Annotated in this window: 23 protein-coding genes; 14 read left to right on the forward strand and 9 right to left on the reverse strand. The window is 59.3% G+C overall.

Features of this window, described 5'->3' with window-relative positions; translation table 11 throughout:
• Positions 1–99: 99 nt before the first annotated feature.
• The gene (locus ACYU0X_RS07260; protein WP_461902579.1) at positions 100–948 is read left to right on the forward strand and encodes a helix-turn-helix domain-containing protein; all 849 of its coding nucleotides are present in this window, start codon (positions 100–102) and stop codon (positions 946–948) included.
• 288 nt (positions 949–1,236) lie between these two features.
• On the opposite strand, the gene ACYU0X_RS07265 is transcribed toward ACYU0X_RS07260, so the two are convergent.
• On the reverse strand, positions 1,237–1,626 hold the full coding sequence (locus ACYU0X_RS07265; protein WP_461902580.1) for a DUF4190 domain-containing protein: 390 nt from the start codon (positions 1,624–1,626) through the stop codon (positions 1,237–1,239).
• A 365-nt stretch (positions 1,627–1,991) separates the two neighbouring features.
• Positions 1,992–2,783, reverse strand: a complete 792-nt coding sequence (locus ACYU0X_RS07270) for an SDR family NAD(P)-dependent oxidoreductase (protein WP_461902581.1) — start codon at positions 2,781–2,783, stop codon at positions 1,992–1,994.
• Positions 2,784–2,935: 152 nt separating this feature from the next.
• On the opposite strand from ACYU0X_RS07270, the gene ACYU0X_RS07275 reads away from it, so the two are divergent.
• Complete coding sequence (locus ACYU0X_RS07275; RefSeq protein ID WP_461902582.1) at positions 2,936–3,448, forward strand: MarR family winged helix-turn-helix transcriptional regulator; 513 nt, start codon at positions 2,936–2,938, stop codon at positions 3,446–3,448.
• Between the two features lie 47 nt (positions 3,449–3,495).
• Here the strand turns inward: ACYU0X_RS07275 and ACYU0X_RS07280 are convergent, their stop codons facing one another.
• The 3 genes from ACYU0X_RS07280 to ACYU0X_RS07290 all read right to left on the reverse strand — a co-directional run bounded on the left by ACYU0X_RS07280 (position 3,496) and on the right by ACYU0X_RS07290 (position 9,604).
• On the reverse strand, positions 3,496–4,086 hold the full coding sequence (locus ACYU0X_RS07280; RefSeq protein WP_461902583.1) for a hypothetical protein: 591 nt from the start codon (positions 4,084–4,086) through the stop codon (positions 3,496–3,498).
• Between the two features lie 907 nt (positions 4,087–4,993).
• The gene (locus ACYU0X_RS07285; RefSeq protein ID WP_461902584.1) at positions 4,994–8,632 is read right to left on the reverse strand and encodes a tetratricopeptide repeat protein; all 3,639 of its coding nucleotides are present in this window, start codon (positions 8,630–8,632) and stop codon (positions 4,994–4,996) included.
• A 222-nt stretch (positions 8,633–8,854) separates the two neighbouring features.
• Positions 8,855–9,604, reverse strand: a complete 750-nt coding sequence (locus ACYU0X_RS07290; protein ID WP_461902585.1) for an alpha/beta fold hydrolase — start codon at positions 9,602–9,604, stop codon at positions 8,855–8,857.
• 131 nt (positions 9,605–9,735) lie between these two features.
• Between ACYU0X_RS07290 and ACYU0X_RS07295 the strand changes: the two genes are divergently transcribed.
• The 5 genes from ACYU0X_RS07295 to ACYU0X_RS07315 are packed head-to-tail and all read left to right on the forward strand — an operon-like array spanning position 9,736 to position 15,326.
• Positions 9,736–10,458 carry an NUDIX hydrolase gene (locus tag ACYU0X_RS07295; RefSeq protein WP_461902586.1) on the forward strand — a complete coding sequence of 241 codons (723 nt, stop codon included), beginning with the start codon at positions 9,736–9,738 and terminating at the stop codon, positions 10,456–10,458.
• Positions 10,455–11,717, forward strand: coding sequence for a quinolinate synthase NadA (gene nadA, locus ACYU0X_RS07300; RefSeq protein ID WP_461902587.1), 1,263 nt, complete (start codon positions 10,455–10,457; stop codon positions 11,715–11,717). Before ACYU0X_RS07295 ends, nadA begins: the two co-directional genes overlap by 4 nt.
• Positions 11,714–13,324 (forward strand): L-aspartate oxidase, encoded by a 1,611-nt coding sequence (locus ACYU0X_RS07305; protein ID WP_461902588.1) that lies wholly within the window; start codon positions 11,714–11,716, stop codon positions 13,322–13,324. Before nadA ends, ACYU0X_RS07305 begins: the two co-directional genes overlap by 4 nt.
• A complete protein-coding gene (nadC, locus tag ACYU0X_RS07310; RefSeq protein ID WP_461902589.1) occupies positions 13,321–14,187 on the forward strand; it encodes a carboxylating nicotinate-nucleotide diphosphorylase in 867 nt (288 codons plus the stop codon). The genes ACYU0X_RS07305 and nadC overlap by 4 nt, the downstream gene beginning before the upstream one ends.
• A complete protein-coding gene (locus ACYU0X_RS07315) occupies positions 14,184–15,326 on the forward strand; it encodes a cysteine desulfurase family protein (protein WP_461902590.1) in 1,143 nt (380 codons plus the stop codon). The genes nadC and ACYU0X_RS07315 overlap by 4 nt, the downstream gene beginning before the upstream one ends.
• Positions 15,327–15,429: 103 nt before the next feature.
• Here the strand turns inward: ACYU0X_RS07315 and ACYU0X_RS07320 are convergent, their stop codons facing one another.
• Entirely contained in the window at positions 15,430–16,992 is a 1,563-nt protein-coding gene (locus ACYU0X_RS07320) for a D-alanyl-D-alanine carboxypeptidase family protein (RefSeq protein ID WP_461902591.1), read from the reverse strand.
• A gap of 193 nt (positions 16,993–17,185) precedes the next feature.
• Between ACYU0X_RS07320 and ACYU0X_RS07325 the strand changes: the two genes are divergently transcribed.
• Positions 17,186–17,698, forward strand: a complete 513-nt coding sequence (locus tag ACYU0X_RS07325) for a GNAT family N-acetyltransferase (RefSeq protein ID WP_418909050.1) — start codon at positions 17,186–17,188, stop codon at positions 17,696–17,698.
• A gap of 189 nt (positions 17,699–17,887) precedes the next feature.
• On the forward strand, positions 17,888–18,379 hold the full coding sequence (locus ACYU0X_RS07330) for an SRPBCC domain-containing protein (RefSeq protein WP_461902592.1): 492 nt from the start codon (positions 17,888–17,890) through the stop codon (positions 18,377–18,379).
• Positions 18,380–18,429: 50 nt separating this feature from the next.
• On the opposite strand, the gene ACYU0X_RS07335 is transcribed toward ACYU0X_RS07330, so the two are convergent.
• The 3 genes from ACYU0X_RS07335 to ACYU0X_RS07345 form a co-directional block, all read right to left on the reverse strand.
• A complete protein-coding gene (locus ACYU0X_RS07335; RefSeq protein ID WP_461902593.1) occupies positions 18,430–18,894 on the reverse strand; it encodes a MarR family winged helix-turn-helix transcriptional regulator in 465 nt (154 codons plus the stop codon).
• Entirely contained in the window at positions 18,878–20,005 is a 1,128-nt protein-coding gene (locus ACYU0X_RS07340) for an LLM class flavin-dependent oxidoreductase (protein WP_461902594.1), read from the reverse strand. Before ACYU0X_RS07340 ends, ACYU0X_RS07335 begins: the two co-directional genes overlap by 17 nt.
• A 146-nt stretch (positions 20,006–20,151) precedes the next feature.
• On the reverse strand, positions 20,152–21,090 hold the full coding sequence (locus ACYU0X_RS07345; protein WP_461902595.1) for an NAD(P)-dependent oxidoreductase: 939 nt from the start codon (positions 21,088–21,090) through the stop codon (positions 20,152–20,154).
• 116 nt (positions 21,091–21,206) lie between these two features.
• Here ACYU0X_RS07345 and ACYU0X_RS07350 point away from each other — a divergent pair, with 116 nt between their 5' ends.
• The 5 genes from ACYU0X_RS07350 to ACYU0X_RS07370 all read left to right on the forward strand — a co-directional run bounded on the left by ACYU0X_RS07350 (position 21,207) and on the right by ACYU0X_RS07370 (position 26,606).
• Positions 21,207–22,268, forward strand: a complete 1,062-nt coding sequence (locus ACYU0X_RS07350; RefSeq protein ID WP_461902596.1) for a D-2-hydroxyacid dehydrogenase — start codon at positions 21,207–21,209, stop codon at positions 22,266–22,268.
• A complete protein-coding gene (locus ACYU0X_RS07355; protein ID WP_461902597.1) occupies positions 22,268–23,098 on the forward strand; it encodes an IclR family transcriptional regulator in 831 nt (276 codons plus the stop codon). The genes ACYU0X_RS07350 and ACYU0X_RS07355 overlap by 1 nt, the downstream gene beginning before the upstream one ends.
• Before the next feature lie 190 nt (positions 23,099–23,288).
• The gene (locus tag ACYU0X_RS07360) at positions 23,289–24,767 is read left to right on the forward strand and encodes an MFS transporter (RefSeq protein ID WP_461902598.1); all 1,479 of its coding nucleotides are present in this window, start codon (positions 23,289–23,291) and stop codon (positions 24,765–24,767) included.
• A complete protein-coding gene (locus tag ACYU0X_RS07365) occupies positions 24,764–25,543 on the forward strand; it encodes an SDR family oxidoreductase (RefSeq protein ID WP_461902599.1) in 780 nt (259 codons plus the stop codon). Before ACYU0X_RS07360 ends, ACYU0X_RS07365 begins: the two co-directional genes overlap by 4 nt.
• Positions 25,536–26,606 (forward strand): zinc-binding dehydrogenase, encoded by a 1,071-nt coding sequence (locus ACYU0X_RS07370; protein WP_461902600.1) that lies wholly within the window; start codon positions 25,536–25,538, stop codon positions 26,604–26,606. The genes ACYU0X_RS07365 and ACYU0X_RS07370 overlap by 8 nt, the downstream gene beginning before the upstream one ends.
• Positions 26,607–26,630: the final 24 nt, after the last annotated feature.

Genomic DNA, 26,630 nt, shown 5'->3' on the forward strand with positions numbered 1-26,630 from the left:
CAGTCTGTTCAGTCAGGCCGTGTTCAAACAGATCAAGCTTCAACCTAGGAACGATTTGTCCTAGGTTAGAGTCCTTACTCGAGCCCTAGGATGAGAACTATGGCCACCAATTCACAGCTCAAGGTACTCGGCGATTTTCTCAAAGCCCGGCGCAGTGAAGTGCCTCCGGAGAACATCCCAGAACAGTTGGTCAGCTATGCGACGCGTCGACGCGTTAAAGGACTACGACGGGAGGAAGTCGCCCAATTAGTTGCGGTAAGCCCCGATTACTATGCCCGCGTGGAGCAGGGAAGGCTTGCACCCTCGGAGCAGGTCCTGCAGGCACTGGGCCGAGTCTTTTCCCTCAGCGCAGAACAGCGAGCCTACGCCGAGGATCTGCTCTACCGTGCCCGCGGCTACGTAGAACCGGCTCCGGGCGTTGAACGGACAAACCAGCGGCTGCAACTGCTACTGGAGCAGCTCAATGATCTACCTGCATTGGTGCTCGGCCCGCGACTGGAGGTCTTGGCCTGGAATGATTTGGCGTCGGCGTTGATTATCGATTTCTCCTCGTTGCCGGCCAGCGACCGGAATTACGCGGTCATCACGTTGACCTATTCACATATGCGGGACTTCTACGAAGATTGGGATTCGGTGGCGCGAACATGTGTAGGTTTACTGCGTCGTGAGGCGGCCAGTAACCCGGATGATCCGCAACTAGCGGTGCTTGTAGGGCGGCTCTCGATTGCCAGCGAGGACTTTCGCCGTTGGTGGGCTGAACACCGCGTGTCCGATCAAGACTTCGGAGCCAAATACATAAATCATCCGCAACTCGGACGGATCTTGTTGAACTGGGACGCCTTTAGTTACTCGGGATCGGGTCGTCAACAACTCATTCTTTGGTCGGCGGACAAGGGGTCGGCCGACGCCGAGGCATTGAAAGAACTAGCAAGAGGCGTGAGTTCGTGAATGACTATCGCGCGGATAGACGCCAGCGCGGTTAGTGACGGGTGAGGTAATCTACGAGCAAATCTATGCCAATGTTTTGCACACGACATTCAAGAACAATGGGCTTGCGGAGAGATTCGCTTAGCCGATACGAGGACTGGCCGAAAACTGTGTACATACTGCAAATCTTGTGTGTCTGCGCATGCGAAGGCGATTTGGTGCCAGGCTAGTCCTCAGACTTCGGCCCTTTGAGATGTTCTCAGCGGCGAATTAAGTGTGCGGTACGGCAGCGGAGCTGAGTATGGCCTTCTAGACAAATCTAACGAACAAACCAATCGCGCCGAGTGCCCAAAAAGCAAGCCAAACGTATCCAATGATCAGTCCTGCTAGGGCCATTCCGTACCCAAGTTCGCCGGTGCGTTTAATTTGGTTCAGGGCAATGTGGCCAAAAATGATTCCGAATAAACCGGTGAGGATTCCTAAGACGAGCGCTAGAACCGCGAATACGTTAGTACTTGGCGGGGCGCTCTGTTGATACAAGGGTTGCCCGTTCATGGTGTACCCAACTTGCGTGCCCGGACCCTGAGTTCCGTTGGGCACGACGGATGAAGCGTTCTGCTGCGTGGCCTTTGAACTGCTGGATAGCGCCACCACAATCACGACCACCACTGCAACTACGGCTACAACTGTCAGTAGCATGACTATGTGCCATCCCTGTAGTCCACCCATAGTTGAACCTCAATTTCTTTTTGACCGTTGGTGCCGGAAAATTGCGTTGAATATCGCCTTGGGCATGAGTGTACCGGTAAGTCCAGATGATGGGAATTCTGGTTAGGACTCATGTGATTTGCACTCTTCGACCGATCACGCCAAGCCTTAGTGCCAGATACTCTCGTCCGGGCGGACCAGGGTTTTTTCTGGAGTTGGGTTGGTTTTGCGCTTCAGGCGAGCTCTTACCCGGCGCCGACGAGTCTGCCGAGCTATCCTCTGCCCTGAGGGGCCTTGTTCATATGGTTATGCAGTCCGCCGGTGCGCGCCTAGCCAGTGCTTCCGGGCTCACCGGCTCACAGTATTGAGGTGAGGGTGCCTCCATCGGCTCGGAGGGTTGCACCGTTGGTCGCCGAAGCTCGCGGACTGCATATGAAGGTCACTAGATCTGCGATTTCCTGTGGTTCGATGAATCGCTCAAGAAGCGTGGTGGTGTTTTGCGCAATGACGGACTGTTTGATCTCTTCGGTGGGTACTTGCTGTGCCGTAGCCATCGCGGAGACTGCCGAGGCGACGCCCTCGGAATAGGTTGGTCCACCAAGAACCGTATTGACGGTCACCTCGGTGCCGCGGGTGAGTTTGGCTAGCCCATTACTCAGGGCCAGCATGGCGGATTTGGTCGTTCCGTAATGGATCATGTCGGCCGGAATGTTGACCGCGGACTCGCTGCTAATGAAAATTACGCGCCCCCATCCGCGAGTCACCATGCCGGGTAGCAGGTGCCGTGCGAGTCGGACGCCGCTCATGAGATTGATGTCGAAATACTGTTGCCACTGTGTATCGTTGAGCGTCGTGAAGTCGGCAAGGCCGAACACGCCGACGTTATTGATCAAAATATCGACCTCACCCAGCTCTTCCAAGAGCTTGCTAACCTGCTCGGGCTCCGAAAAATCGGCGGTGATCCCGGAAACTTGGGCACCGGGGCAGTCCTCGCGTAGCTGGTTCACGGCTTCGACGAGTCGTTGTGAGTTGCGACCGTTGAGCACTACGTGAGCTCCCTCGGAAGCCAGAGTGGCCGCGACAGCGTATCCAATGCCCTGGGTCGAGCCGCTGATGAATGCTCGTTTGCCCTCAAGTTGAAGATCCAATTTTGTTTCCCTCCGGCGGGGTCCCCCGTAAGACCTTGTTCGTGTGGATGAGTACCGATCCTAGGTCCCATTCACTTGCTTAAGCAAGTCATATACCTTGCTTAGGAAAGTTAAAAAACCGATCTTTCCAGCTGAATTGATAGTATGGACGCATGAGAACTTCCGCTGACGAAGCTGAATTGAGTGGAGAGAGCCTCGAGATCTGGTCGTCCCTTGCGACCCTCTTGGAGCGGCTACCCGCCGCACTGGACGCCCAATTGCAGGCGGACAGCGGTCTTACGCATTTCGAGTACGGCCTGATGTATGCGCTCCGTGAAGCGCCCGAGTATGCCTTGCGGATGAGTGTGCTGGCGGGTTTTGCCAATTCGACCTTGTCGCGGCTTTCACGGGGGATCGGCCGGTTGGAAAAGAACCAGTGGGTCTACCGGCATCCCGATCCGAGCGATGGGCGCTACACCTTGGCGATCTTGACCGAGGAGGGCGCTGCAAAGGTAGATCAGGCGCGACCCGGGCACGAAGCACTGGTGCAGCGGGTGGTCTTTGGGGCGTTGACCAAGGCGCAAGCGCGACAACTGTCGATTATCAGCGAGCGCATTTGCGCCTCGATCAGCGCTGTTCCGGCGTGGAAACCGTCCGCACGCAGGTCATCGTCGAGCGATAAGTAGGCGTTAGCGCGAGGCAGCGTGAGTAGGTGTTGAAGCCGGCCTGCGCGCTAAAACGTGAAGACTTTGATCTTCTTAGTGGGTGTCCAAGCTAGCGTGTACTCTTGCTCGGCCCCCGGTTCTCGAGAAGCGATCATGGTGCGCTGAGTTAGATCGTGTTCTTTGCCGAAGGCACGGAGCGCCCTCACTCCGAGCTTGCAGTCCACCACGCGGCAAAAAAGATTGATGCGAGTACCTTCGAGCCCTGTTTCTGCCGGAGGGGTCCCACCGATGTCGTAGCCGTCGTAATGACCTAGCCCTAGGCGCCCCACCAGTTCGTTGAGGTGATCGGCGCCGTCGCTGAGCACCCAGTCTTCGAGTGGATCGTTCGGTTCGGTCCAGAGATGAAGGGCCACCCAGCCCAGCTCGTCGTCGGCCAGCTCGCGGTACCCATCGGCTGTGGCCTGCTCGAGGAAGGCGCTCATTTGTTCGGTGGCCGTGGGATTGTTGGGCCACGTCGGGCCCTTGACGCCTCGAACCTTCTCGCGCCCCTTAGCGCCGACCTTACCTTCATGGGTGATGAACAGGGTTTTATGGCGCCACGCCTCGCGGTAGTGCAGAGCGCCTTGCTCATCTCGACGATAGGTTTTGCGCATTTGCATGCCGTGATCCTTCCGTATCGCTTGGCCTACGTTAGGCTCTGGGCTGAGACTAGCAGGAAGACGATATCAATTCTGTACTGTGGCTTTGCGAGGGTGCCATTGATCCCTGAGGCCCACATAAATCCAAAGTAGTTCCCGGTAACAAGGAGCTAGCAAAGGACTGAAGCTGTCGTTCGTCGAATTGGGCAGCATCAAAACGACACACGACGAGTAAGTTACTCACGAGGAGCTCACTTGAAATTACAGTATTCTGGAAAAGCATAATATTGCCATAATGTTTAGCAGGCGCATTTGGTAGCGCGTGTGCGCGTATCGGGTAGGGCAAATGTACAGACTAGATAGCACACTATCCAAGCTTTGAGGGGAAGATAGTCCTGACGCCCACGACACTAAAGTCGTGGCTGTCGAAAAGAATCGTCCGCCATCGCTGGCAACCAAAAAATCACGCTCCTGCTTTTGCAGGGGCGTTCCTGCCGGCAGGTGCAAGCGCTGCTGAACAGTTCACCACGGACCATTCATCATGCCCGCCAAATTATTGACGAGCAAGTACTGACCACACCAACTTAGGTCATAAGCCCTCAGCCGACAAAGACCTGAAACAGTGCTCCCCTGATGGACTCAGGGGTGTGTCCGCGAATTTAGTCCCAATCGATATCCATGCGGTGATCAATTCCCCGTTCGGGTAGTAGAAGTCACCACTGAACCTGGTTTGGGCTAAAACCCGTGTACCGCAGCCACCGGCAGCCCTGATCACTGCCTCGGATGGGTGTTATTCGGTCCGCACGAATGCTACCCTTTCGTTACACAGGTGCTTCCAAATACGACAGCAAAGAAATTATGAGTGTGCCTCAAGATACTCAACAATAAATCATGGCCTTACTTAATGGTGACTATGAAAACAGCAGATTCAAGGTAGAGGTTCAATTAGAATGCGGTAGCCGATTTTCTTATCTGCATCATTTAAGTTTCTAATAATATCTATTATTCTGTTTCTAGTTATAGGTTCACCGTTAAGTTGGATCCAGTGCATGCGGATTCTCCGAAGGGACGCTTCTAGCACCTCACCGACATCGCATGACGAATCAAGGGCTATTCGAACCCCATCCAGTGCTGAAGATAAAAGGTCCAGGCGTGGCCTTAGTTCAGTTAAAAGCCAACAAATCAATATTTGCAGCAAAGCAATCAGTTTTTCCCGTGACTGACCGGAAAATTCCATGATTCCGCGTGCGGCATGAGCTAACACTGTTGAGAAATCATTTTCTAACCCGATATTAATATTATTGGCAAATTCTTTGATGAATAGAAAGACGACTTCGGGCCGAGTCCATGTTGATGCAAGCGACAAATACGAGACTGAGCCGACTGGCTTCCAAGAATCGGCCGCAGCAGCCTTTAACCAGGTTTCTAACGGCGGCTCTAAATCTACATGGTAATTTGAGATCAACAACGCTTCGGCGAATTCAAGTTCGTCAAGCGTAAGTTCCGAAGTGCTATACAAATGACGTAGCAAGTCGACTGTTCCAAAAGTAGGTACATCGAAGTGAGCGGCAAGAGATCTCAACGAAGAGTCGTCGCACCAAAATGCATTATTGTTCGCGATGGCAAAGTCCAATGCACTAAGCCAAGTAAAGGGTGGTAGATCTTTCTCAATTGAGCTAATCTTCGTCCACGATTTTCGGTGCAATCTTTCAAGGATTTTAATTGTTTTGGAGCAGTGATGTATGTATTCTTCCGCTTTTTCATCCGGAATCGAGTGAATGAATATATCGTCTCTCTCTTGATCCCATCCTAGGGACATGGTGGAACGTCGATTGAAAGAAACTTGCGCGTCGACAGCATCCTTGTAGATCGCGGTAGTGGTTTTTAGTACGGAAAACTTACCAAAAAGCTTATCTTGCAAGTCTCCCGGGAGTAGCGCAAGAGTGACCGCGCTAGTCGCATCGAGTACGACATGCTTGTTGAGTGTAGCGGAGGCTTGAGCGGATGCATCAACTGTTTGAGAGGAGCGGAAACTAAAGACGCGTCCTGCTCCTCTGACAATGCAAGCTTCCACGTAACTTTTACCATACATCAGAGTCAAAAAGCCTAACGGAAGTTCCCCCTTAGAAACGAGATCTTCTTTTTCGAGAGACTCTTTATGAGGGCGAGTGGAGCGAACGAGGTCTCTAACGTCTTTCAGGAACTCTTCTGATGAATCAAAAGTAAAAGACTTAATTACTCCATTATTGGGAAAGCTCTTGGTGTATGAAGCAAAGGTTGACTGTAATCGATCAATGTCTTCTTTGGGTGCTTTATGTGCAGATAGCACTGTGTTAGCAAGAAGTATTCCAACTAGCTCTGAATCATATTCACGTTCCTCGATCAATCTCAGAACACTACTTACGAGAGTTGGTCGCTGATCAAAGCGCGTTGATAGAATTATCCAAAGTTTGGCATCGTAGTGACTGCGCGGGTCCGTTGGAGTTCCGTCAGCATTCAGAATATTCCAAGCTTGTTGATAGAGACCTTCGCGCGCTAATCTATGCACCAATGTCCAGCGCGCGTCAAGGTCGCTAGGGTTGTTAGTGACCATGCGGCGTGCGACCCCGAGAGACTCCTCCGGGAGGTCCAAATGTTCCAGCGACTCAAATTGGATAAACATGGCCTGCTGTTCGCCCGATGAGTTTGGAACACTCATGTTTACCGCCTCCCGAGCAAGCGCTTCGGATTGCTTGTAGTCGCCTAGGCGCAGGAATAATTTGGCCGATTTAATCATTAGTTGAGGCGACTGCCATTTAGCGGCGGCAGCTTCAAGTAGTTGCGCAGCTTGAAGAGGTTCATCATGCTTTTCAATCTGTTCTGCTAGGTGAAAGTCCAAAAATTCGGATTTTCCTAAATTTGCGCGTAGTTCAGCAACTTCCACGACTGGACTCGACATTATATTCTGCAATTCTCGGAATTGCCGGATAGCCTCTGGAAATTTTTTACCCAGATCACCAAGGTCTGGGAGGTTCGCTCCTGTCGAGCTGAGGGCACTTATTGCTCTCAGACCGTCGAAGTCAGTTTTTGCGGATTTGAAGGCTTCGTACCACTGCTCATTCGCTGTTTCGATTTGGTCGTCAGAGAATCGCTTCCAGCCTTCGATGTAATGAACTGCAAAGTTATTATTTGCTTGTAGGGCAATAGTTTTTGCTTCTTTCCAGTCGCCCTTACTTGCCGATATTAACGAAGCCTCAAGTTGAATACGAAGGTCTTTCGACTCTCTGTAACTAGCGTCACCATCGGGAGCTACGTTGGCAATGCGCCACGCCCTGTCGCTGTCATTGCACAGCATGTACGCATGAATGGCTTCAAGTGAACTTTCGGCACTATCTCCTAGCCAAGACCTTCTGCGGTTCCTTGACAAAATTGCTAATTCGCCTGCTTGCAGAAGATCGTTGGAACGATTCTCGGACTTCGTTTGCATGCTTCGCCAGATCAACGTCCTAACTGCGGTTAGGATCAATGAATCAGCGTCCATGTCCTGCGAAATCGCCTCGTTAAGCAGCGACACAGATGAGTTTACGTCTCCCATGGAGGTGAGGCACTTGGCTATGAGTACGGTCTTTAGGGCGTAATCATTCGCCGATTCAGTCTCCCATTTATCGAGAATACCTTTCGCTTGAGTCACATCGTCTTCAATAATCTTCAACAGAGCGATGGGAAGCGCATGCTTCACCTGAATATTTGGAAATCTATCTTTCAGGGTCACATATGAATCGATGCTGAGAGGCTCTAAAAGGAGCATGGCGCGGCCGAGCCAGTAGTCCGATTTCACCACTCCTGAGTTAGCTGCTTGAGTGAGAAAGTTTATGGCGGCCCCGGGAGCGCCGTAGTCCTCGGCTAGAAGTGCAAACCATGTCCAAGCAACAGCAGGCCCATCGGTCAGTTGTTTCGGAGGGTTCAGCCCCCAGTCTTCGAGAACGCTGCGTCGATCGGTTTGCTCGGTTAAAGCCAAAACCAGTTCGCCTAGTTTCGGCCACTGCGATAGTAGATTCTTTCCATCTTCTCTACGCCATGGATGCAAGCTTTGTAGAGCTTTGTCGATGTGGGTAGTCGATTGAATTTCCTTGAGAATCTCTACTTTGGAATTTGTGATTTCGTTGCGTGTTTCCTGAGATTCATTGGAATAAGTATTTTTCAGCCATTCGTTCCCTACAAGGATCCCTTCCTTTAGTGGCAGTTCGCGTTGGTAGGCCTGGAAAGTGTAGAAGAGAACAGACTTCGCGCTCTCTTTTCTGTTACTCGGGGTCTGTTTCTCTACAATGACCGCAAGGCTTTCGATGGCAGACTCAATTGCAACGCTCGCGCCAGCGAACAGTTGATCCTGAACGTCGTCCCTTCGTAGCCATTTACGTAGAGCGCGCGCGCTTATCTTTATGCCGGCATCATTGCTCGCTTCACTAACAGACTTGGCTATTCGAGCGACGCTTCTTTTGCTGGCTAGTTTGTCTTTTGCTGCATTCGATAGTCTGCCGAGTATTTGCTCAGAGATGATCGAAAGTGCGGCCGAACTTATTGGATCCATTGGTTCCTCATGGCGCAGAGAGAATTTTTAAAATTTACGCTGAGTGAAAGGTGCTTTTATTCTGCGCTGTATAGCCTTTGTGATACAGACTGTTGAAGTGCCACTCTTCGAAGTCGTGTGCTTTAGCCATCGCCAGCATGGTTACTACTTTGCCGAATTGCGCGCAGTTTTGGTTGCATTGGGGTAATCGCGTGTTCATTTATTGCAGCCCTAACGCTACCGTTAGCTGGCGAGGAACTCGCTGGCACGCAGCTTAAAGTCGCGGCTGGTGATGGCGTTGGCGTGATTGCGTCCGGCCAACCAGGCCACGGCCGACTCGGTGCCCGCGGTGGTCAGAAGTCGACGCAATTGCGGCATGGTGGTGGCCAGGTCGTCCTGATCGCCGGCCACGAGCAGGGTCGGGGCGGTCGGCACCTTGGCTGCGGGGTTGTAGGGTTCGGTCTTGATGGCCTCGATGAGGCGGAAGAGTGCGGCAAAATCGGTGTCGGGTTCGGCCTGAGCAATCTGCATCACCTTGGCCGTATAGTCATCGGCGATCGCCTCGCCGTTCTCGAGGAAGGCCCGTGCCTGATCTAGTGCAAAAGCGGCCAAGGGGTCGATGCTGGACGGGCCGCCCATGATTAGTCGGCGAACCAGCTGCGGGTGGTAGGCGGCGAATTCCCAGCCCAGGCGCGAACCCAAGGAGTAGCCCAAAACGTCGACGCTGCCGCAGTCGAGCGACTCAACGGCTGCAGTTAACGCGGCGCGAATGGCGCTCGGCGCCCAGCTTCCGGGGTTGGTGCGCGGTTCGCTGCCATGGCCAGGCAGGTCGACCAGGGCGACATTGCGCCCCTCGCCGGTGAGGTGCTTGATCCAGCCGGAGCGCTCCCAGTTCAGTTCCGCCGATGACGCGAAACCGTGAATGAGCAATGTGGTCGGGGCGTGAGAGCCGTTGTTTGCGGAGATCACCCGAAGATTCAGATCCAAACTCATGAACACGATCATAGGCCAGATGCGTCACATTTATCGGGTCGGGTGGCCCCAAGGGGTAGTTAATGTCAAAATGACTTTAACGCCGGGTGGTGGCCGCCACCCGTGCACGTTATCGACGAACGGCAGCAAAGATGTCAACGAGTCCCGGATGGGCCAACGTGAACGAGCGGCGTAACATGCCGCCCGCACTGGCCGTATCCACCGTCATCCTGGGAATCCGCACGGACCCCGAACGCGGCGGAACCCGGCTGTGGATGCCGCTGGTCAAGCGCATTCGCCAGCCCTATCGTGACCAATGGGCTTTGCCCGGAGGACCGGTCGGTGCCCGCGAATCCCTCGGCGAGGCGGCCGGACGCACCTTGGCCGAAACAACCGGACTGCGCCCGAGCTATCTCGAACAGCTCTACACCTTCGGCGACCCGGACCGTTCACCGACCCAACGACTGGTGACCATCGCTTACTTCGCACTACTGACCGAAGCCCAGGTTGGGGCCACGGTTAGTGACCCGAATGTGGCGTGGTACCCGGCCGACGGAGAGCACAGCCCGCAACTGGCCTTCGATCACCGCAAGATCGTGGACTATGCGCTCTGGCGACTGCGCAACAAAACCGAGTACGGGCAGGTTGCCCACCGGCTACTCGGTGATCGCTTCACCCTGGCGCAGCTGCGGGAAGTCTACGAGGCGGTGCTGGGCCGGAGCCTAGATCCGGCGAACTTCCGCCGCCAATTGAAGAACACCAGTTCCATCGAGGCCACCGACGAATTCCTCGCCGGAGGCAAACACCGACCCCCACGGCTGTACCGCTACATCGGCCACGGCCCCGACCCTCTAGAAGTGGACCGAACCTCATGAGCACCACGAATCTTTCCACCACCATCACCCGGCTGACCCTCACCGCACCGGGATCCACCTGTTCCTCCTCGCTGTCCAAGAACCCGTGGGACGCCACCGCCGGCTACGGTCCGGGAGCCTCGCAACAGGATGTGGTGCCCGCCGACTTCCCGGTCCAGGGCCGACTGCCCGAGCAGTACCTACAGGCCACCGAGGAGGAGCTGGACCAGCGCATCCGCGCAGCCCGCGAAACGCTCGGGGAACGTGCGGTCATCCTCGGCCACTTCTACCAGCGTGACGAGGTGGTGAAGTACGCCGACTTCGTGGGCGACAGCTTCCAGCTGGCCAACGCCGCGCTGACCCGCGACAAGGCCGAACACATCGTCTTCTGCGGCGTACACTTCATGGCCGAAACCGCCGACATCCTCTCCACCGACGAACAGTCGGTGATCCTGCCGAACCTCGCCGCGGGATGCTCCATGGCCGATATGGCCGATGAAGCCAGCGTGCAACGCTGCTGGGATGAGCTCATGGATCTGTACAAAGATGAAGAAGACGACGGCCGCGCCCCGGTAATCCCGGTGACCTACATGAACTGCTCGGCCGCGCTCAAGGCGTTCGTGGGTCGTAACGGTGGTCTGGTCTGCACCTCCTCCAACGCCAAAACCGTGCTCGAATGGGCCTTCCAGCGAGGCCGCCGGGTCTTGTTCTTCCCGGACCAGCACCTGGGACGTAACACGGCCAAGGCCATGGGTGTTCCGCTGGAGCAGATGCCCATGTGGACTCCGCGCAAGGCGCTGGGCGGCAACGACGAAGCCACCTTGCGTCAGGCCCAGGTCATTCTGTGGCACGGCTTCTGCTCCGTGCACAAGCGCTTCACCGTGAACCAGATCGAGCAGGCCCGCGCCGAATACCCCGGCGTGCGCGTGATCGTGCACCCCGAATGCCCCATGGAGGTTGTGGACGCCGCCGATGAGGCCGGGTCCACCGACTACATCCGCAAGGCCATCGAGGGGGCCACCGAACCCACCGTGTTCGCCATCGGCACCGAGATCAACATGGTGAACAGGCTCGCCGCCGAGCACCCGCAGCACACCATTTTCTGCCTGGACCCGGTGATCTGCCCCTGCTCGACGATGTACCGCATCCACCCGGGCTACCTCGCCTGGGTGCTTGAAGAACTGGTCGCCGGTCGTGTGGTCAACCAGATCACCGTCGATGCCACCACGGCCGCCGATGCGAAGGTGGCTCTCGAGCGCATGCTGGCCGCCAAGCCATGAGCACCCAACCCATCGGGCGGCGTCTGCTGATCGTTGGCTCCGGGGTGAGCGGCCTCTTTGCCGCACTGCAGGCCGTGGCGCTGGGCACCGAGGTCACCCTCGTGACCAAGGATGCGCTGGGCACCTCCAATTCGGCGCTGGCCCAGGGTGGCCTGAGCGCTGTCACCGCCCAAGGCAAGGCCGCCGGTGACAGCGTGCAGGAGCATGTGCACGACACCCTGAGCGCCGGAGCCGGGCACTGTGCCCCCGCGCCGGTGCAGCTGATGTGCGAGTTGGGGGACGAGATTGTCGCCCGGCTCGAAGCCTACGGGGTGCGTTTCGACCGGAACGCCGATGCAACCTTGCAGTTGGGTCTGGAAGCGGCGCACAGCCGAGCGCGAATCGTGCACGTGGGTGGAGATGCCACCGGCGCCGGGCTGGTCCGTGCGCTCGCCGACGCCTGCCGGGCACTGTCGGTCGCCGGGCGGTTGCGGTTGCTTGAACACACCCTGGCTACCGATGTGTTGCTGGATCAGGGGCGTGTGCATGCGGTGCGCGTCCATAACGCCGGGCGGGAGAACACGCTCACCTGTGATGCCGTGTTGCTGGCCACCGGGGGACTGGGGCAGCTCTACGCGGCCACGACCAATCCCTCCGGGGCCACCGCCGATGGCATCGGCCTAGCGGCCGCCGCCGGTGCGGTGCTCACCGATATGGAGTTCATCCAATTCCACCCCACCCTCGTGGATCCGCAGTACCATCCCGAGGCCGGGATGATCAGTGAGGCCGTGCGCGGTGAGGGAGCGATCTTGCTCAACGACGCCGGGCAACGGTTCATGGCCGAACACCCGCAGGCGGAACTAGCTCCGCGCGACGTGGTCGCCCGCGCCATCCACGCCGAATACGCCGACGGGCGGCGGGTATTTCTCGATGCCCGCAGCATCGAACGGGAACGCGGGACGGGCTTCCTGGCCCGGCGCTTCCCAACGATCAGCGCGCGGCTGGCGGCCAGCTCACTCGATATGGCCCGAGACCTTATCCCGGTGCGTCCGGCCCAGCACTACGCCATGGGTGGGATCGCCACCGACCGGCAGGGACGTACCACCGTCGCCGGTCTCTACGCCGCCGGGGAATGCGCCAATACCGGCGTGCACGGGGCGAACCGGCTGGCTAGCAACTCGCTGCTCGAGGCACTGGTCTTCGCCGATCGTGCCGTGCGGGCCATGGCCCGGGACAGCGCCGGAACGAGGGCGGACTTCCCAGAACTTGCCGTGACCGAGCTTCCACTGCCCAACGCGCAAGGGCCGCTGACCCTTCCGGACCTGCAGGCTCTGGCCAGCGCCAGATTGGCCGTACGCCGCGACGGACCGGGCTTAACCGCGGCCATCGGGCAACTGCAGGCCGGCAGCCCACTGGCCGGTGACCTGCGCTCGCACTTCGAACTTCGCAACCTGTGGCTCACCGCCCGGATCATCGCCCACGCAGCCGCGCAGCGCACCGGTAACCTCGGCGCGCACTACCGCACCGACGCGGTCGGTGACGGAGGTGCCGGACGGCGAACCGGCTGGATGCTCGCCGGCGCCGAGCGCGCCCAACTACAAAACGACCCGAAAGGAACCTTGGTGTGAGCCCCGCGATCCGCCCCGTCCCCGCTCGAGCCATCGATGCCATCCTCACCCTGGCTTTCGCAGAAGACTGCCCGCGCGGCGACGTGACCGCCGATAGCCTGCTCGATCCCACGGTGCAGGCCACCGCCGAGGTGGTTGCCCGAGAACCAGGCGTGCTCTCCGGAACAACCGTCTTCGCGCGGGCCATGTCGATGATCAACCCGGACATCGACACCACCGTGCTGCTCGAGGACGGCCAATCCTTTGCGGCCGGGCAAAGCGTGCTGCGGGTCAGTGGCCCGGCGGCTGCCATTCTCACGGCCGAACGGGTGGCGCTGAACCTGCTACAGCGCATGAGCGCCATTGCCACCGCCACCGCGCAGCTCGTGCAGGCGGTCGCCCATACGCGGGCGAAGATTGCCGACACCCGGAAAACGACTCCGGGACTACGTGTGCTTGAACGCTACGCGGTGCGCTGCGGTGGGGGAGTCAACCACCGCGACAATCTCTCCGAAGCTTTCATGGCCAAGGACAACCACCTGGCCGTGCTCGGCGGCGGAGAACAGCTCACCGCTGGTCTGCGCCGGGTTCGCGCGAGTATGGGGCACACCACCGCCATGGAAGTGGAGGTCGATCACATCGACCAGATCCCCGCGGTGCTCGAGGCCGGAGTCGATGTGATCATGCTCGATAACTTCACCCCCGAGCAGATCCCCGCCGCCCTCGAATTGATCGATTCACGTGCCGTGGTGGAAGCCAGCGGAAACGTGAATCTGCAAACCGTGGCGGCGCTGGCCGAAACCGGAGTGGATGTCATTTCCTCGGGCGCGATCACCCACTCGGTTCAGGCCATCGACTTCGGGCTGGATATGGTGATCTCATGATCTACATGGATGCGGCCGCCACCGCCCCGCCGCGACAAGAGGTGCTAGACACCATCACCCCGCTGTTGACCGGCGAATTTGGCAACCCGGCCTCGCATCACGAACTAGGGCACTCCGCACGCCGCGCCGTGGACTGGGCCACCGGACAGGTCGCCGGCCTGCTCGGCGTCGCACCCGACGAAGTGCTTTTTACCTCCGGGGGCACCGAATCCGATAACACCGCAATCATTGGTACCGCTCTGGCCAATCCGCGCGGTCGGGTCGTGGTTTCCTCGGCGGTGGAGCATCCGGCGGTTCTCGAATCCTGTAGCTATCTTGTGCGAAACCATGGATTCACCCACCGGGTTATCCCGGTGGACCACCACGGCACGGTTGACCTCGCCGCGGCCGCTGAGCTGATCGATGAAGACGTCGCAGTCGTCTCGGTGATGGCCGTAAACAACGAGGTCGGTACCGTGCAGCCGGTCGCCGAGATTGCCGCCCTGGCACGCGCAGCCGGCGCCGTGATGCACTGCGATGCCGTGCAGGCAGCGGGCTGGATGGATTTGGCCGAACTCTGCGCGCAGGTCGACGCGCTAAGTATCTCCGGGCACAAGATCGGGGCGTTGAAGGGCAGCGGCGTGCTGTACCTGTCGCAGAAAGTCGCCCTCGAACCGTTGCTCCATGGTGGCGGGCAACAACGCGGGTTGCGCTCTGGGACCGAGAATCCCGCGGCCGCGGTAGGCATCGCCCGCGCCTTGGCGCTCTGCGCCGAACAGGGCGGGCAAGGCCGAGGCGACAGCTACGGTCGCTACCTCATCGAGCGAATCTGCACCGAACTTGAGCGTAGCCACCCGGGTTCCGTGCAACTCACCGGGTCTCCCGAACAACGCGTTGGCGGCATCGTCTCGTTCGTTTTCCCGCGTACCGCCGGCGAAACCGTGCTCATCGAACTTGAGCGGCGCGGCGTCCTGTGTTCCTCGGGATCGGCCTGCGCGGCCGGTAGTACCGAGCCTTCGGCCGTGCTCACGGCCATGGGCTACCCTGCAGAACTCGCACACACCGCCGTACGGCTTTCCTTTACCCGTGCGGCCAAGGAAAACGAGATCAGCCAGGTGGCCAGCGCGGTGGTAGCCACCGTGCGCTCGCTGCTGGGCTAAGAATCGCTACCAAGACGCATAAACGACAGAATGCCGCCCAACGCTCACGGCGTTGGGCGGCATTCTGTCTCGTCAGTTACTCAGAAGACCTGGGCTAGCGCGTCTAGCATTTTGGCTTCATCCGGTTGGTCACATCGGTCCAGACCCACCGTCCGTCGTGCCAGATTTCGTCGCGGCGATTCTTGGCATCCCAGCGGGAATACACCAGATGCTCACCGCACTTGATGGTGCCCACGCGCTTATCGCCCGAGGTGCTTGCCCGGTCGAAGGTGGCGCCGGTCTTCTGTGCGTAGCGGTATTGGGTTTTGGGCTTCTTGCGGTTAGTGTCACCGGACCAAACCCAGCGTCCCTGGTACCAGATTTCATCGCGGCGGTTCTTCGCGTCCCAGGTCGCATAGGTGACCTTGTTGCCCACGCGCAGGGTGCCGATACGCTTTGCGCTCGACTTATCGGCGCGGTCGAAGATGGGCGCGGTACGTTGTGCGTAACGGTACTCGGTCTTTGGCTTATTGCGGTTGGTCGCAGAGGTCCACACCCACTTGCCGTTGAGCTTAACCTCATCGCGGCGGTACTTCCCATTCCACCTGCGGTACTCCACCTTGGTGTACTTGCGGATTGTGCCAACACGCTTGTCACCCGAGGTGCTCGCACGGTCATAGACCGCCGCCGTGTACTGCGCATAGCGGTACTGTTTGGCCTTGGACGAGCCGAGCTTCAGGTAACTACCCGAGACCCAACCGCTGCGGTTCCTGTATTCCACGGGATACCAGCCGCTCTTCCGGGCACCCAGCACCTTGACCGTGGATCCCTTGGGAATGGTGAGAATGACGCCATGGGAGGTGCCGATGCCCTTGCGAAGATTCAGGTTGGCGGTGGTGATGGCCGAACCCTTGGGGATCGAGGGGGAATTGGAATTTCCGGATCCCACTCCGTAATAGCTTTCCAGGGACTTGGCCCCGGATGCCTTGTAGCTTTTGGCCATTGAGGTGCCCACGTAGCGGAAATGCCACGGCTCGTAGGCGTAACCCGTCACCTTTTCCTGCCCCTTGCCGTAGCGCAGGATAAATCCGTACTTGTGGGCGTTCTTGGCGACCCAGCGGCCGACCGGAGTGTTTTCAAAACAGCTCTGCAGGCCACAGGCACCATTGTGGTTGCCGACGTCAATCGCCAAACCGGTTTGGTGTTCGCTGGTTCCTGGGCGCGCCGAAATACGTTCGGCATATTTCTGTCCGTAGATTCGGGTGTAGTAATTGAACAGCTCCGCCTGCCGGTTGTAGGACCGGTACCCGGAGACGAGGCGGATCTTCACGCCTGACTTAGCGGCCGCGGACACCATTTTCTTGTAGGCCGTTGCTGCTTCGGGGCGCAGACTGATGTTGGTGCCGCTGACGCGGGTGGTTTTAGGAACGTACCGTTTGGGTGAGAGCGGGTATTGCTTGTTGACGAACACGGTCAGTGAACTGGCCGTGCGGTCAATCTTCCGGGTCGGAACGGCCACGGAATTTGTCGGTTGAACCGACTGGGGCGCTGTGAGGAACCCAGGTACCGAGGTACCTGGCGTCGTTGATATGGCGTTGGCTGGTCCGAGGGGAGCGACGATCAACGTAGTGACCATCGCTGTCCCGGCGGCAACCTTAGCAAGCTTCGGAAGGCGTTTCTCGGGCATGATGACTCCATGGTGGCGAATGTGTGAGCAAATCTATCAGATCGAGCGGATCGTCACATTGCTGTACTCCATACCTCGGAGTAATATCCGCCAAATGGGCTAGCGGCCGCGGGAAATTACGCGGTAACAGTTGACTACCACTGGGTAGCTGTCAGTTGTCATGCCCTAAGGGTTCTTTGATAAGTTAGCGTCCATGCAGATCCGCGACGAAGTCTTTGATGATCGGGCGGCAGTTTTTGCCCTGACCCACGCGGCCTTCGCTGGTACCGACCCGGTGGCCGAGCCGGCCGAGGTGGATCTGTTGCGGAACCTGTTTACCGACCCGGGCTACGATCCGCACTATTCCTTGGTTGCCGTTGACACGCCGGTTGTTATCGGGCACGTGATCGCCACCTGGGGTTCGATCGACGACTCCAAGCCAATCCTCGGGGTCGGGCCAGTGGCGGTCTCGCCGGAGTATCAGCGCAACGGTGTCGGGTCCATGCTGATGCAGACGCTTCACGACCGTGTGCAAGCACAAGGCTTGCCCGGAATCGTGCTCTTGGGCGACCCGAAATATTACGGACGTTTCGGGTATGAGCCGGCCGCAAAGTATGGCATCGTCCCCAGTGATCCGTCGTGGGGCGACTACTTCATGGTGCGGGTCTTTGACGAAGCCACGCTGCCAGCCGGCAACTTCCGTTATGCCGCACCCTTTGCCTGCTAGTACTCCGAAAAATCGCGCCGCTTGAGCTATTTGCCGGGTGAGTAGTTCGGTTCTTCCCAGCCGTTCCGTGCGCACCACGAACCAGATGGTCCCGTGCCCGGCCGTAGGCAGCAATACCGCTGACTCTGCGCACGTATTTACTGGTTCTTCACGGTTGAATTTCTCTCTCGCGCAGACGAGGATCGGGATATGACTTCTTCCGAGCTTCCCGGTGACGGGCAATTGACCGATCTATCGTTCACCGTCAATGGTTTTATCTCGCGCCCACCATCTGAGGTGTTTGAAGCGGTCGCCGACCCGCAGCAACTTTCGGCGTATTTCACCACGGGCGAGGCACACGGCCGCCTTGAAACGGGTGCCGAGGTCAGTTGGGACTTTCACGACTTTCCGGGGCGTTTCGAGGTCCGCGTCGGTGAGGTGGTGGCCGAGCAGAGCATTGAACTGTTCTGGGCTTCCAGTGCGCCATTGGGCGAGGAAGCCGATACTCGAGTGCTGTTCGAGTTTGTGCCGGTCGACGGTGGTGCGCGTACCGAGGTGCGGATCACCGAATCCGCGTGGCCACTGAGCGTCGAAGGATCACGTGCGGCCTTTGGTAATTGCATGGGGTGGACCGGCATGCTGGCCGCAATGAAAATGTGGCTGGAATATGGAATCAACCTGCGCGAAGGGTTCTACAAGTAAGCTCGTTGTCCCGGACCGTATCATCGGGACAACGAGCTTACTTTGACCGCCTAATCTGCGAGCAGGTTACCGCGCAATTTCTGGCAAAGACGCTGCAGTTCGAGGAACTCCGACTCCTCCAGCGCCCGTCCCATGAGTTGGTGCAGGTGTTGCATATGCGACCGACCAATCTTCGCTTGAAGCTCCCGCCCGGCGTCGGTCAGCGATAGCGACTGTGCTCGGTGATCTCCCTCGTCCACCTCGCGTTGCACGAGGCCGCGAGACTCGAGGCGATTGATCATGCGGCTGAGGCTCGGTTGAGAGATCAGCAGGTGCTTATTCAGGTCCACCATGCGGCTGCGGTCTTGCGGGCAGTTGCGCAGATTAAACAGCACGTCATACTCGCGGATGGACAGTTCACCGAACTCTTCCATGGTGCTGATTCGGCGCATTACTTCCACCTGGGCACGGAAGAGAGCCTCCCAGCTTTCGGCCACGGTGCGAATGCCGGCTTGATTCTTAGAGCTTTCGGTCATCGCCTTCGCTCCGTTCTGCGCCCTGAGCGGCGAGCTTGGCGTCCCGCGCCGCGACGAGACCGGCATGAGTCGGAGCCGGGGTTAGGTCTTGCGGGGCGCGTGCTTCCATTTCCTTGCGCAAGGTCGGCAGTACGTGCTCACCAAACATGTCGAGCTGATTCAGGACGGTCTTGAGAGGCAACCCAGCGTGGTCAACCAGGAAGAGCTGTCGCTGGTAGTCACCGAAGTACTCCTGGAACGTCAGGGTCTTCTCGATGACTTCCTGTGGTGAGCCGACGGTGAGCGGAGTCTGGGACGTGAAATCTTCCAGCGACGGGCCGTGCCCATAGACCGGGGCGTTATCGAAGTACGGGCGGAACTCGCGCACCGCGTCTTGAGAATTTTTGGCCATGTAGAACTGGCCTCCCAGACCAACCACTGCCTGGTCGGCTCGACCGTGGCCATAGTGTTCGTAGCGCTCGCGGTAGAGCCCGATGAGCTGCTGATAGTGCTCCTTCGGCCAGAAGATGTTGTTGGCGAAGAATCCGTCGCCGTAGTAGGCGGCGATTTCGGCTACCTGTGGGGTGCGAATTGACCCATGCCATACAAAGGGAGCTACACCATCCAGCGGACGCGGGGTAGAGGTGAAGTTCTGTAGCGGCGTGCGGTAGCGGCCCTCCCAGTTCACAACGTCCTCGTCCCAGAGCTTGCGAAGCAGGCTGTAGTTTTCCACGGTGAGGTTCACCGAATCCTGAATGTTCTTCCCGAACCATGGGTAAACCGGACCGGTGTTGCCACGTCCGAGCACCAAATCCACGCGTCCGTTCGACAGATGCTGGAGCATGGCGAAGTCTTCTGCAATCTTCACCGGATCGTTTGTGGTGATCAGCGTGGTCGCGGTGGACAGGATAATGCGTTCGGTCTGAGCCGCGATAAAGGCCAAGGTGGTGGTTGGCGAGGAAGAGAAAAACGGGCGGTTGTGGTGCTCACCGAGGGCGAAGACGTCCATGCCGATCTCTTCGACCTTCTTGGCGATGGCCACGATTGCGTCGATGCGCTCCTTCTCGGTGGGCACCTTGCCGGTGGTGGGGTCGCGCGTAATATCACTGACGGAAAAGACGCCGAACTGCATGGTGGGCTCCTTCGGGTTGCTGAGGTAGGTGTACCTGCCACCGACCAATTTATATGCGTATGCATGTAATAACAAGCTGAAGCGTCAATTATTCCCGTGATTCATCCGGCGAGTTCCTCGCACCTAGTGATGTCCGCGACGGTATCTCAGCGCTCTGCGGTAAAGCGCTTGGTCACGGACAGGTCCCTGTCGCCAAGCCCTGCGTTGATTACTTCAAGTACTGCCTGTTGCAGGGTCGGCAATAGGGTCGCATTCACCGCGGTGTCCCGGGCGATCTCCTGGGCGGATTGCAGGTCTTTGAGTAAATACTTGATGGCACCGGATGGTGAGTCGTCATTCGTCACCAAGCGCTCCTTGCGGCTATCAAGCAATCTCGACGAGGCGTATCCACCACCCAGCAGATCCCACATGGCAGCTAGGTCAAGGCCAGAGCGCTCGGCCAGGACCGAGGCCTCGCCAAGGGCAAATATGGTTGCGCCAACCACCAACTGGTTGCATGCCTTGGCGACTTGTCCGGATCCTACGCCCCCTAGCCTGACCGGCGTGCCGCATGGTGCTAGAACTTCTGCGGCTCGCGCGCACGAGGGGGCGGTGCCCCCGAGCATGATCGACAGTGCGCCTGCCTCGGCGCCGTCTTCGCCGCCGGATACGGGGGCATCGACAACGTCGACTCGTTCGCCATACCGCTCGTGAAGATCCGCCGCCAGCTGTCGCATGCCAACGGCCGAGCACGTGGATCCTATGATCAGCAGAAGGGCGGGGGACTGGCCTGGGCGATGAGTAAGGCCTGCCAGGAGCCCGTCTGGGCCTTCGAGGTACTCTCGGATCTGCGGCAGGTCGGGCAGCATGAGTAGGATTGCGTCGCAATCCGTTGCCATGTCGTTGGCGTTGCTGTTCCATCTGAATGCCGACGCGGGAGTGTTTGTCCCAGCATTGAGGTCTGCTATGACCTCATGTTTGGGGCGACGAGAGGTGATAGCGACCGAGCCATGGGCTGTTGCCAGGTGTCGCGCCATGGGGCGGCCCATGGCGCCGAGTCCGATGATGCCTACCCGTTGCTCGGGATGGTTCGAGGTGCTGGTCATTGCACTTGCCTCCGGGGCGGTGGTTTCGGGATAAAGCGCAGGACAATATGAAGAACTCTGTTCAATATACTGGCCAAGCCGTTATGCTGTCACTAAACGAAAGGACGTGAGACCAAATGACCTCCACACCACAGCGCCTTCGCGTGGGAATCGCCGTCGACCTGCCGCTGGCCGACGTTCAGCTCCTGCGCGAACTCGAGCCGCGCCTAGAGCTCGTGCACGACCCAGAACTCAATCGACCACAGCGTTGGGATGGTGACTGGGAGGGGGATCCTCGCTTCACTCGAACCTCCGAGCAGAACGCGAAGTTCACGCAGATGCTGCATTCGGTGGACGCCCTGTTCGGTATTCCTGACGTCAATCCGGCACTACTGACCCAAAGCGTGCATGCCAATCAGGATCTGCGCTGGGTGCACACCACGGCGGCTGGCGGCGGCGCCCAGGTCAAGGCGGCGGGACTTTCGGCGACGGAGCTTGAACGAGTGGCCTTTACGACCAGCGCTGGAGTCCATGGTTCGACACTGGCGGAATTTGCTCTCTTTGGGGTGCTGGCCGGAGCGAAAAACTTGCGCAAACTCGAAGCCGACCAGGCTAGGAAAAACTGGCCCAGCGAACGCTGGCGGATGCGTCATCTCGATGAGATGACGGTCTTGGTCGTGGGGCTCGGGGGAATCGGAAGCGCCGTTGTCGAGCGCTTCAAGGCCTGCGGATCCACCGTGTGGGGCACCTCGCGCAGTGGGCGCCCTGTCCCCGGGGTGGATCGGCTGATCGATCCAGAGCACTTGGCGCAAGCAGCTTCGCAGGTTGATGCCATCGTTGCGACGCTGCCAGGAACGGCGAGCACCGAAGGGCTTATCGGAGCGGAGGTCTTCGCATCGGTGCGCCCGGATACCATTCTGGTCAATGTGGGTCGGGGCGCGGTGGTGGATGAGTCGGCGCTACTACCGGCACTTAATGACGGGCGTATTGGATTCGCGGCTCTCGACGTCGTGGCTCAGGAGCCATTGCCTGAGGATAGTCCGTTGTGGCAGCACCCGAACGTGTTAATTAGCCCGCATACGGCCGCGCTCAGTGCGCAAGAAACTAGCCGAATTGCCAGACTGTTCGCTTCGAACGCCACGCGATTGCTTGACGGGAAGCCGTTGCGAAACCGGGTGGATACCGTAGAGTTTTACTGATGAGAAGCGACAATGAAGGCCCAGCTGACGCCGATAATGCTGCCGGTGATCGTGTAACGCGCGATCCCGCGCCTGCGGTTACCCGTGCCATAGCGATCATGGGTCTTTTAGCCGAATCGGAGGGCCGAGCTATTTCATTGAGCGAAATGGCCCGCACCCTTGGCATTGCCAAGTCCTCATGCGCCAATCTCTGCCAAGCCCTCGAAGACGGGGAGATGATCCGGCGTACCAGTGACGGTTTTTCCCTCGGGCGTCGCACGGCAGAGCTTGGCGGGGCCTATGCGCTTCAGTTCAACCAGGTACGCGAATTCTTCGGCCTGATCTCATCATCACCGACCTTACGGGGCGAAGTAGTGCAGATCGCCATGCTCGACCAGACGGACGCCTTGTATCTCGCCCGGCACGAAGGTCGAGCTCCCTATCGGTTCGGAACCCCGTTGGGTTCACGGCTGCCTGCGGTGTTCAGCGCCGCCGGCAATGCGCTGCTGATGTCTCTGTCGGATGACGAGGTGGAGAGCCTGCTTGGTCCGATCCTGCCCTTGCGTAGCGGGGTCGATGGCCTTGAGCTCACCCTGGAGGAAGTTCAGCGCGAATTGCTCCAGGCCCGAGAGCGCGGTTATGCCCTCGATGAGGGGCATTCGACCGTAGGCGTGATCGGCGTCGCCGTGCCCCTGCCGGCATGGTCGCCAGGTGATCCACCGTTGGCGCTAGGAACAGCAATTCCCGCAGATCAAGCCGACCCGGTGCGCATTGCCGCCATTGGCACGGCACTGCGCGAGGTCGCGGCGCGACTTGAAAACCCTTGGCGTGCCCGCACCGCCCGAGATTAGACCGTCCACCCATTCATCCGAAGCTTCTAAGAGCCCGTACCCACTGGGGTACGGGCTCTTCTTGTTGTGCGGTCGGGCGGACGGCGTTGAAAGTTAATCGTTCAGTAGGTTGTACGACGTTCGCTATGCTGGTACATTCGATGCACAGCTAGAAGTGATCTCACTCACTTACTCGTCGAAGGAGACTCGCATGAACGTCATCGCATCCTCATCCCCGGGGTCGGGTGGTTCCGCCACGGACGCGAACTACGCCAAGAACCTACAGCGCGCCACTCTGGCTGCCAGCATCGGCAGCGCATTGGAGTATTTCGACTTTGCGCTCTATGGGCTGGCCACCGCCCTGATCTTCAACGTCCTGTTCTTCCCGCAGGGTGACCCGGCCATGGCCACGGTCGCGGCCTTCGCGACCTTCGGCGTGGGCTTTGTGGCACGTCCCTTTGGTGGATTGTTCTTCGGCATGCTCGGTGACCGGCTCGGGCGCAAGCTCGTGCTGATCGTGACCATCATGCTTATGGGCGGTGCCTCAACGTTGATCGGGGTTCTGCCGACCTACGAGATGGCGGGCATGTGGGCCCCAGTTCTGTTGGTTCTGCTCAGGCTCCTGCAAGGCTTTGGCGCCGGAGCCGAACAGGCCGGAGCCACGGTGCTGATGGCCGAGTACGCACCGCCAGCGCGCCGTGGATTCTTCTCCGCACTTCCGTTTATCGGCATCCAAGCCGGCACCCTGCTGGCCGCCGTGGTCTTCTCGCTCCTGACGCTGCTACCCGAAGAGGCACTCATGTCGTGGGGCTGGCGCGTACCCTTCCTAGCGTCCTTCGCGCTCATCCTCTTGGCAGTATTTATCCGAGCCAAACTCGAAGAAACCCCGACCTTCGTGGAAATGGAAAAACACGAGCAGGTCTCGGAACACCCCATGCGCGAGTTGTTCCGCACCGGATTCCCCGGCGTCCTGGTAGGTATCGGGTTGCGCATGGCCGAAAACGGCGGATCCTACATGTTCCAAGGACTGGCGTTGAGCTTCTTCGTTGCGGTGGTCGGACCAGAAGCGGATAAGGGCCTACTCACCTGGGGTGTGACCATCGGCTCGCTGATCGGTGTCTTCTCGGTACCATTCGCCGGGGCCTTGTCGGACCGTTTCGGTCGTCGCGTGATCTACCGAGTAGGTGCCCTGTTTATGCTGTGCTATTCCGTGCCGGCGTGGTGGGCGCTGACCTTGGGCAGCCACGTGTTGGCCATCGCGGTGATCGCCGTCGGCATCGGCGTGGCCGTGTGCACCATGCTTGGCCCGCAGTGCGCCATGCTGCCCGAGCTGTTCGGTAGTCGACACCGCTACCTCGGTGTGGCCATGGCGCGCGAGATCTCCGCGGTGCTGGCCGGAGGCCTGGCAGGCGTCCTCGGTGCCTATCTGATTGCCGTGACCGATGCGAATTGGCTAGTGCTCGGGCTCTACATGGCTTCCCTGGCCGCCATCACCGTGGCCTCGACATACCTGGTGCCCGAAACCTTGCGTCGGGACCTGACGCGCACCGACGACGCAGTCAAGATTTCAGCGGTGGAAGCCGGGGACGATGTGTGGCTGGCCGGTAGCGTGGGAGCCGGAGCCTCGGCGGTGTCGGCCCGCACCTCCTTTGCGGCCGATGAGTCCGTCACGATTGGAGATCAACATTGAGCACAGCACAAACTAATGCATTCGACCTGACCGGCCAACTGGCTCTGGTGACCGGAAGCTCCCGCGGCATCGGACGGGCCCTAGCCGCCGGGCTTGCGCAGGCCGGAGCCACCGTGGTCGTCCACGGACGGAACCTTGAAGCCGTGAACGCCACGGCCCGGCAGATCGCCGAAGGAAGCGGAGGCGCGGTGCACGCCAGTTCCTTCGACGTAACCGACGAGGCCGCCGTCGATGCGGCCCTTGGGGAAATCGAATCGAGTCTTGGGGTGCCGGACATCCTGGTCAACAATGCGGGAATGCAGTTGCGGGCGCCGCTGGTCGATTTTTCCCTAGCGGACTGGCACACGCTGGTGGACACCAACCTGACCAGCGCCTTCTTGATGGCGCGTCGCGTGGCCCGCGGGATGATCGACCGGGGCAGTGGGCGGATCATCAATATCGGCTCGGTCCAATCCAGCCTGGCGCGGCCCAACATTACCCCGTACGCGGCCACCAAGGGCGGGATCGCAATGCTGACCCGAGGGCTCTGCGCCGAACTGGCACCGCACGGGATCACCGCCAATACGCTGGCGCCCGGGTACTTCAGTACCGAACTCACCGCCGCCCTCGTGGCCGATGAGGAGTTCTCCCAGTGGGTTGCGCAACGCACCCCGGCCGGCCGCTGGGGCCAGGTCGAGGACCTGGTGGGGCCGCTGGTATTCCTCGCCTCGGATGCGGCACGCTTCGTCAATGGCCAGACCCTCTACGTCGATGGCGGGATGACCTCCGTTGTCTGAGCATCCATTAGTCAGCGCCGAGGCCGGCGCCAATCTTGCCGTCGTGGCGCACGCGGCCCGTGACGTTCGCGTCGACGTCCTTCCCGAACCAGATCCCGCGCCCGACGAAGCCGTTATCGAGATTGCCTATGGTGGCATCTGCGGTTCCGACCTGCACTACTGGTTGGAGGGTGCCGCCGGCGCCTCGATCTTGCGTGAACCAATGGTCCTAGGCCATGAGGTCGTGGGCACGGTGCGCACCGCGGCGGCCGACGGTAGTTCGCCCCCGGTGGGCACCGCCGTGGCGGTGCATCCAAATACGCCACACCCGCTCGGCGATATCCGCTGGCCCGCCGACAAACCACATCTGGCTCCCGGCGCCTGTTACCTAGGCTCGGCGGCGCACATGCCGCATACCCAGGGTGCATTTGCCCGCCGTATCGCACTTCCTGCTCGCATGCTCCGAGCCTTGCCTCCGGGGCTGGACCTGCAGACCGCGGCCCTTGCCGAACCGGCCGCCGTGGCCTGGCACGCGCTCGAGCGTGCCGGATCCGTCGAAGGACGCAGTGTCTTGGTGGTTGGCGGGGGACCGATCGGGTTGCTGTGCGTGGCCGTTGCCAAACATCATGGCGCCTCGCGGGTCATCCTCAGTGATCTAGCCGAGGCACCGCGCCGGCGGGCCCAGAAGCTCGGTGCCGACCAGGTGATCGACGCGGCCGATCGAGCGGCACTAGATGCCCTCGATGTCGACGTGGTTCTCGAGGCCTCGGGGACCGTACCGGGTCTGGCATCGGCGATTAACGCAGCCGTGCGCGGTGGCGTGGTGGTGATGGTGGGACTACAGCGGCAAGGTGAAGTCATGGTGCCCATGGCCACGGCGATCAGCCGCGAACTGGATCTGCGAGGCGCACTACGTTTCAACCAGGAGATCGACCAAGTACTACTCGCGCTGGCCGACGGGTCCTTGGATGTGCGGGGGATCGTGACGCACACCGTTGCGGTTACGAACGTACTGCAAGGGTTACGCACCGCTCGCGATAGCGAAGAATCCGGCAAGGTGTTAATCGACTTCCGCACCGGCTAAGCCTGCAGCAGCTAACAACGAACA

This window comes from Glutamicibacter sp. X7 (assembly GCF_054889245.1).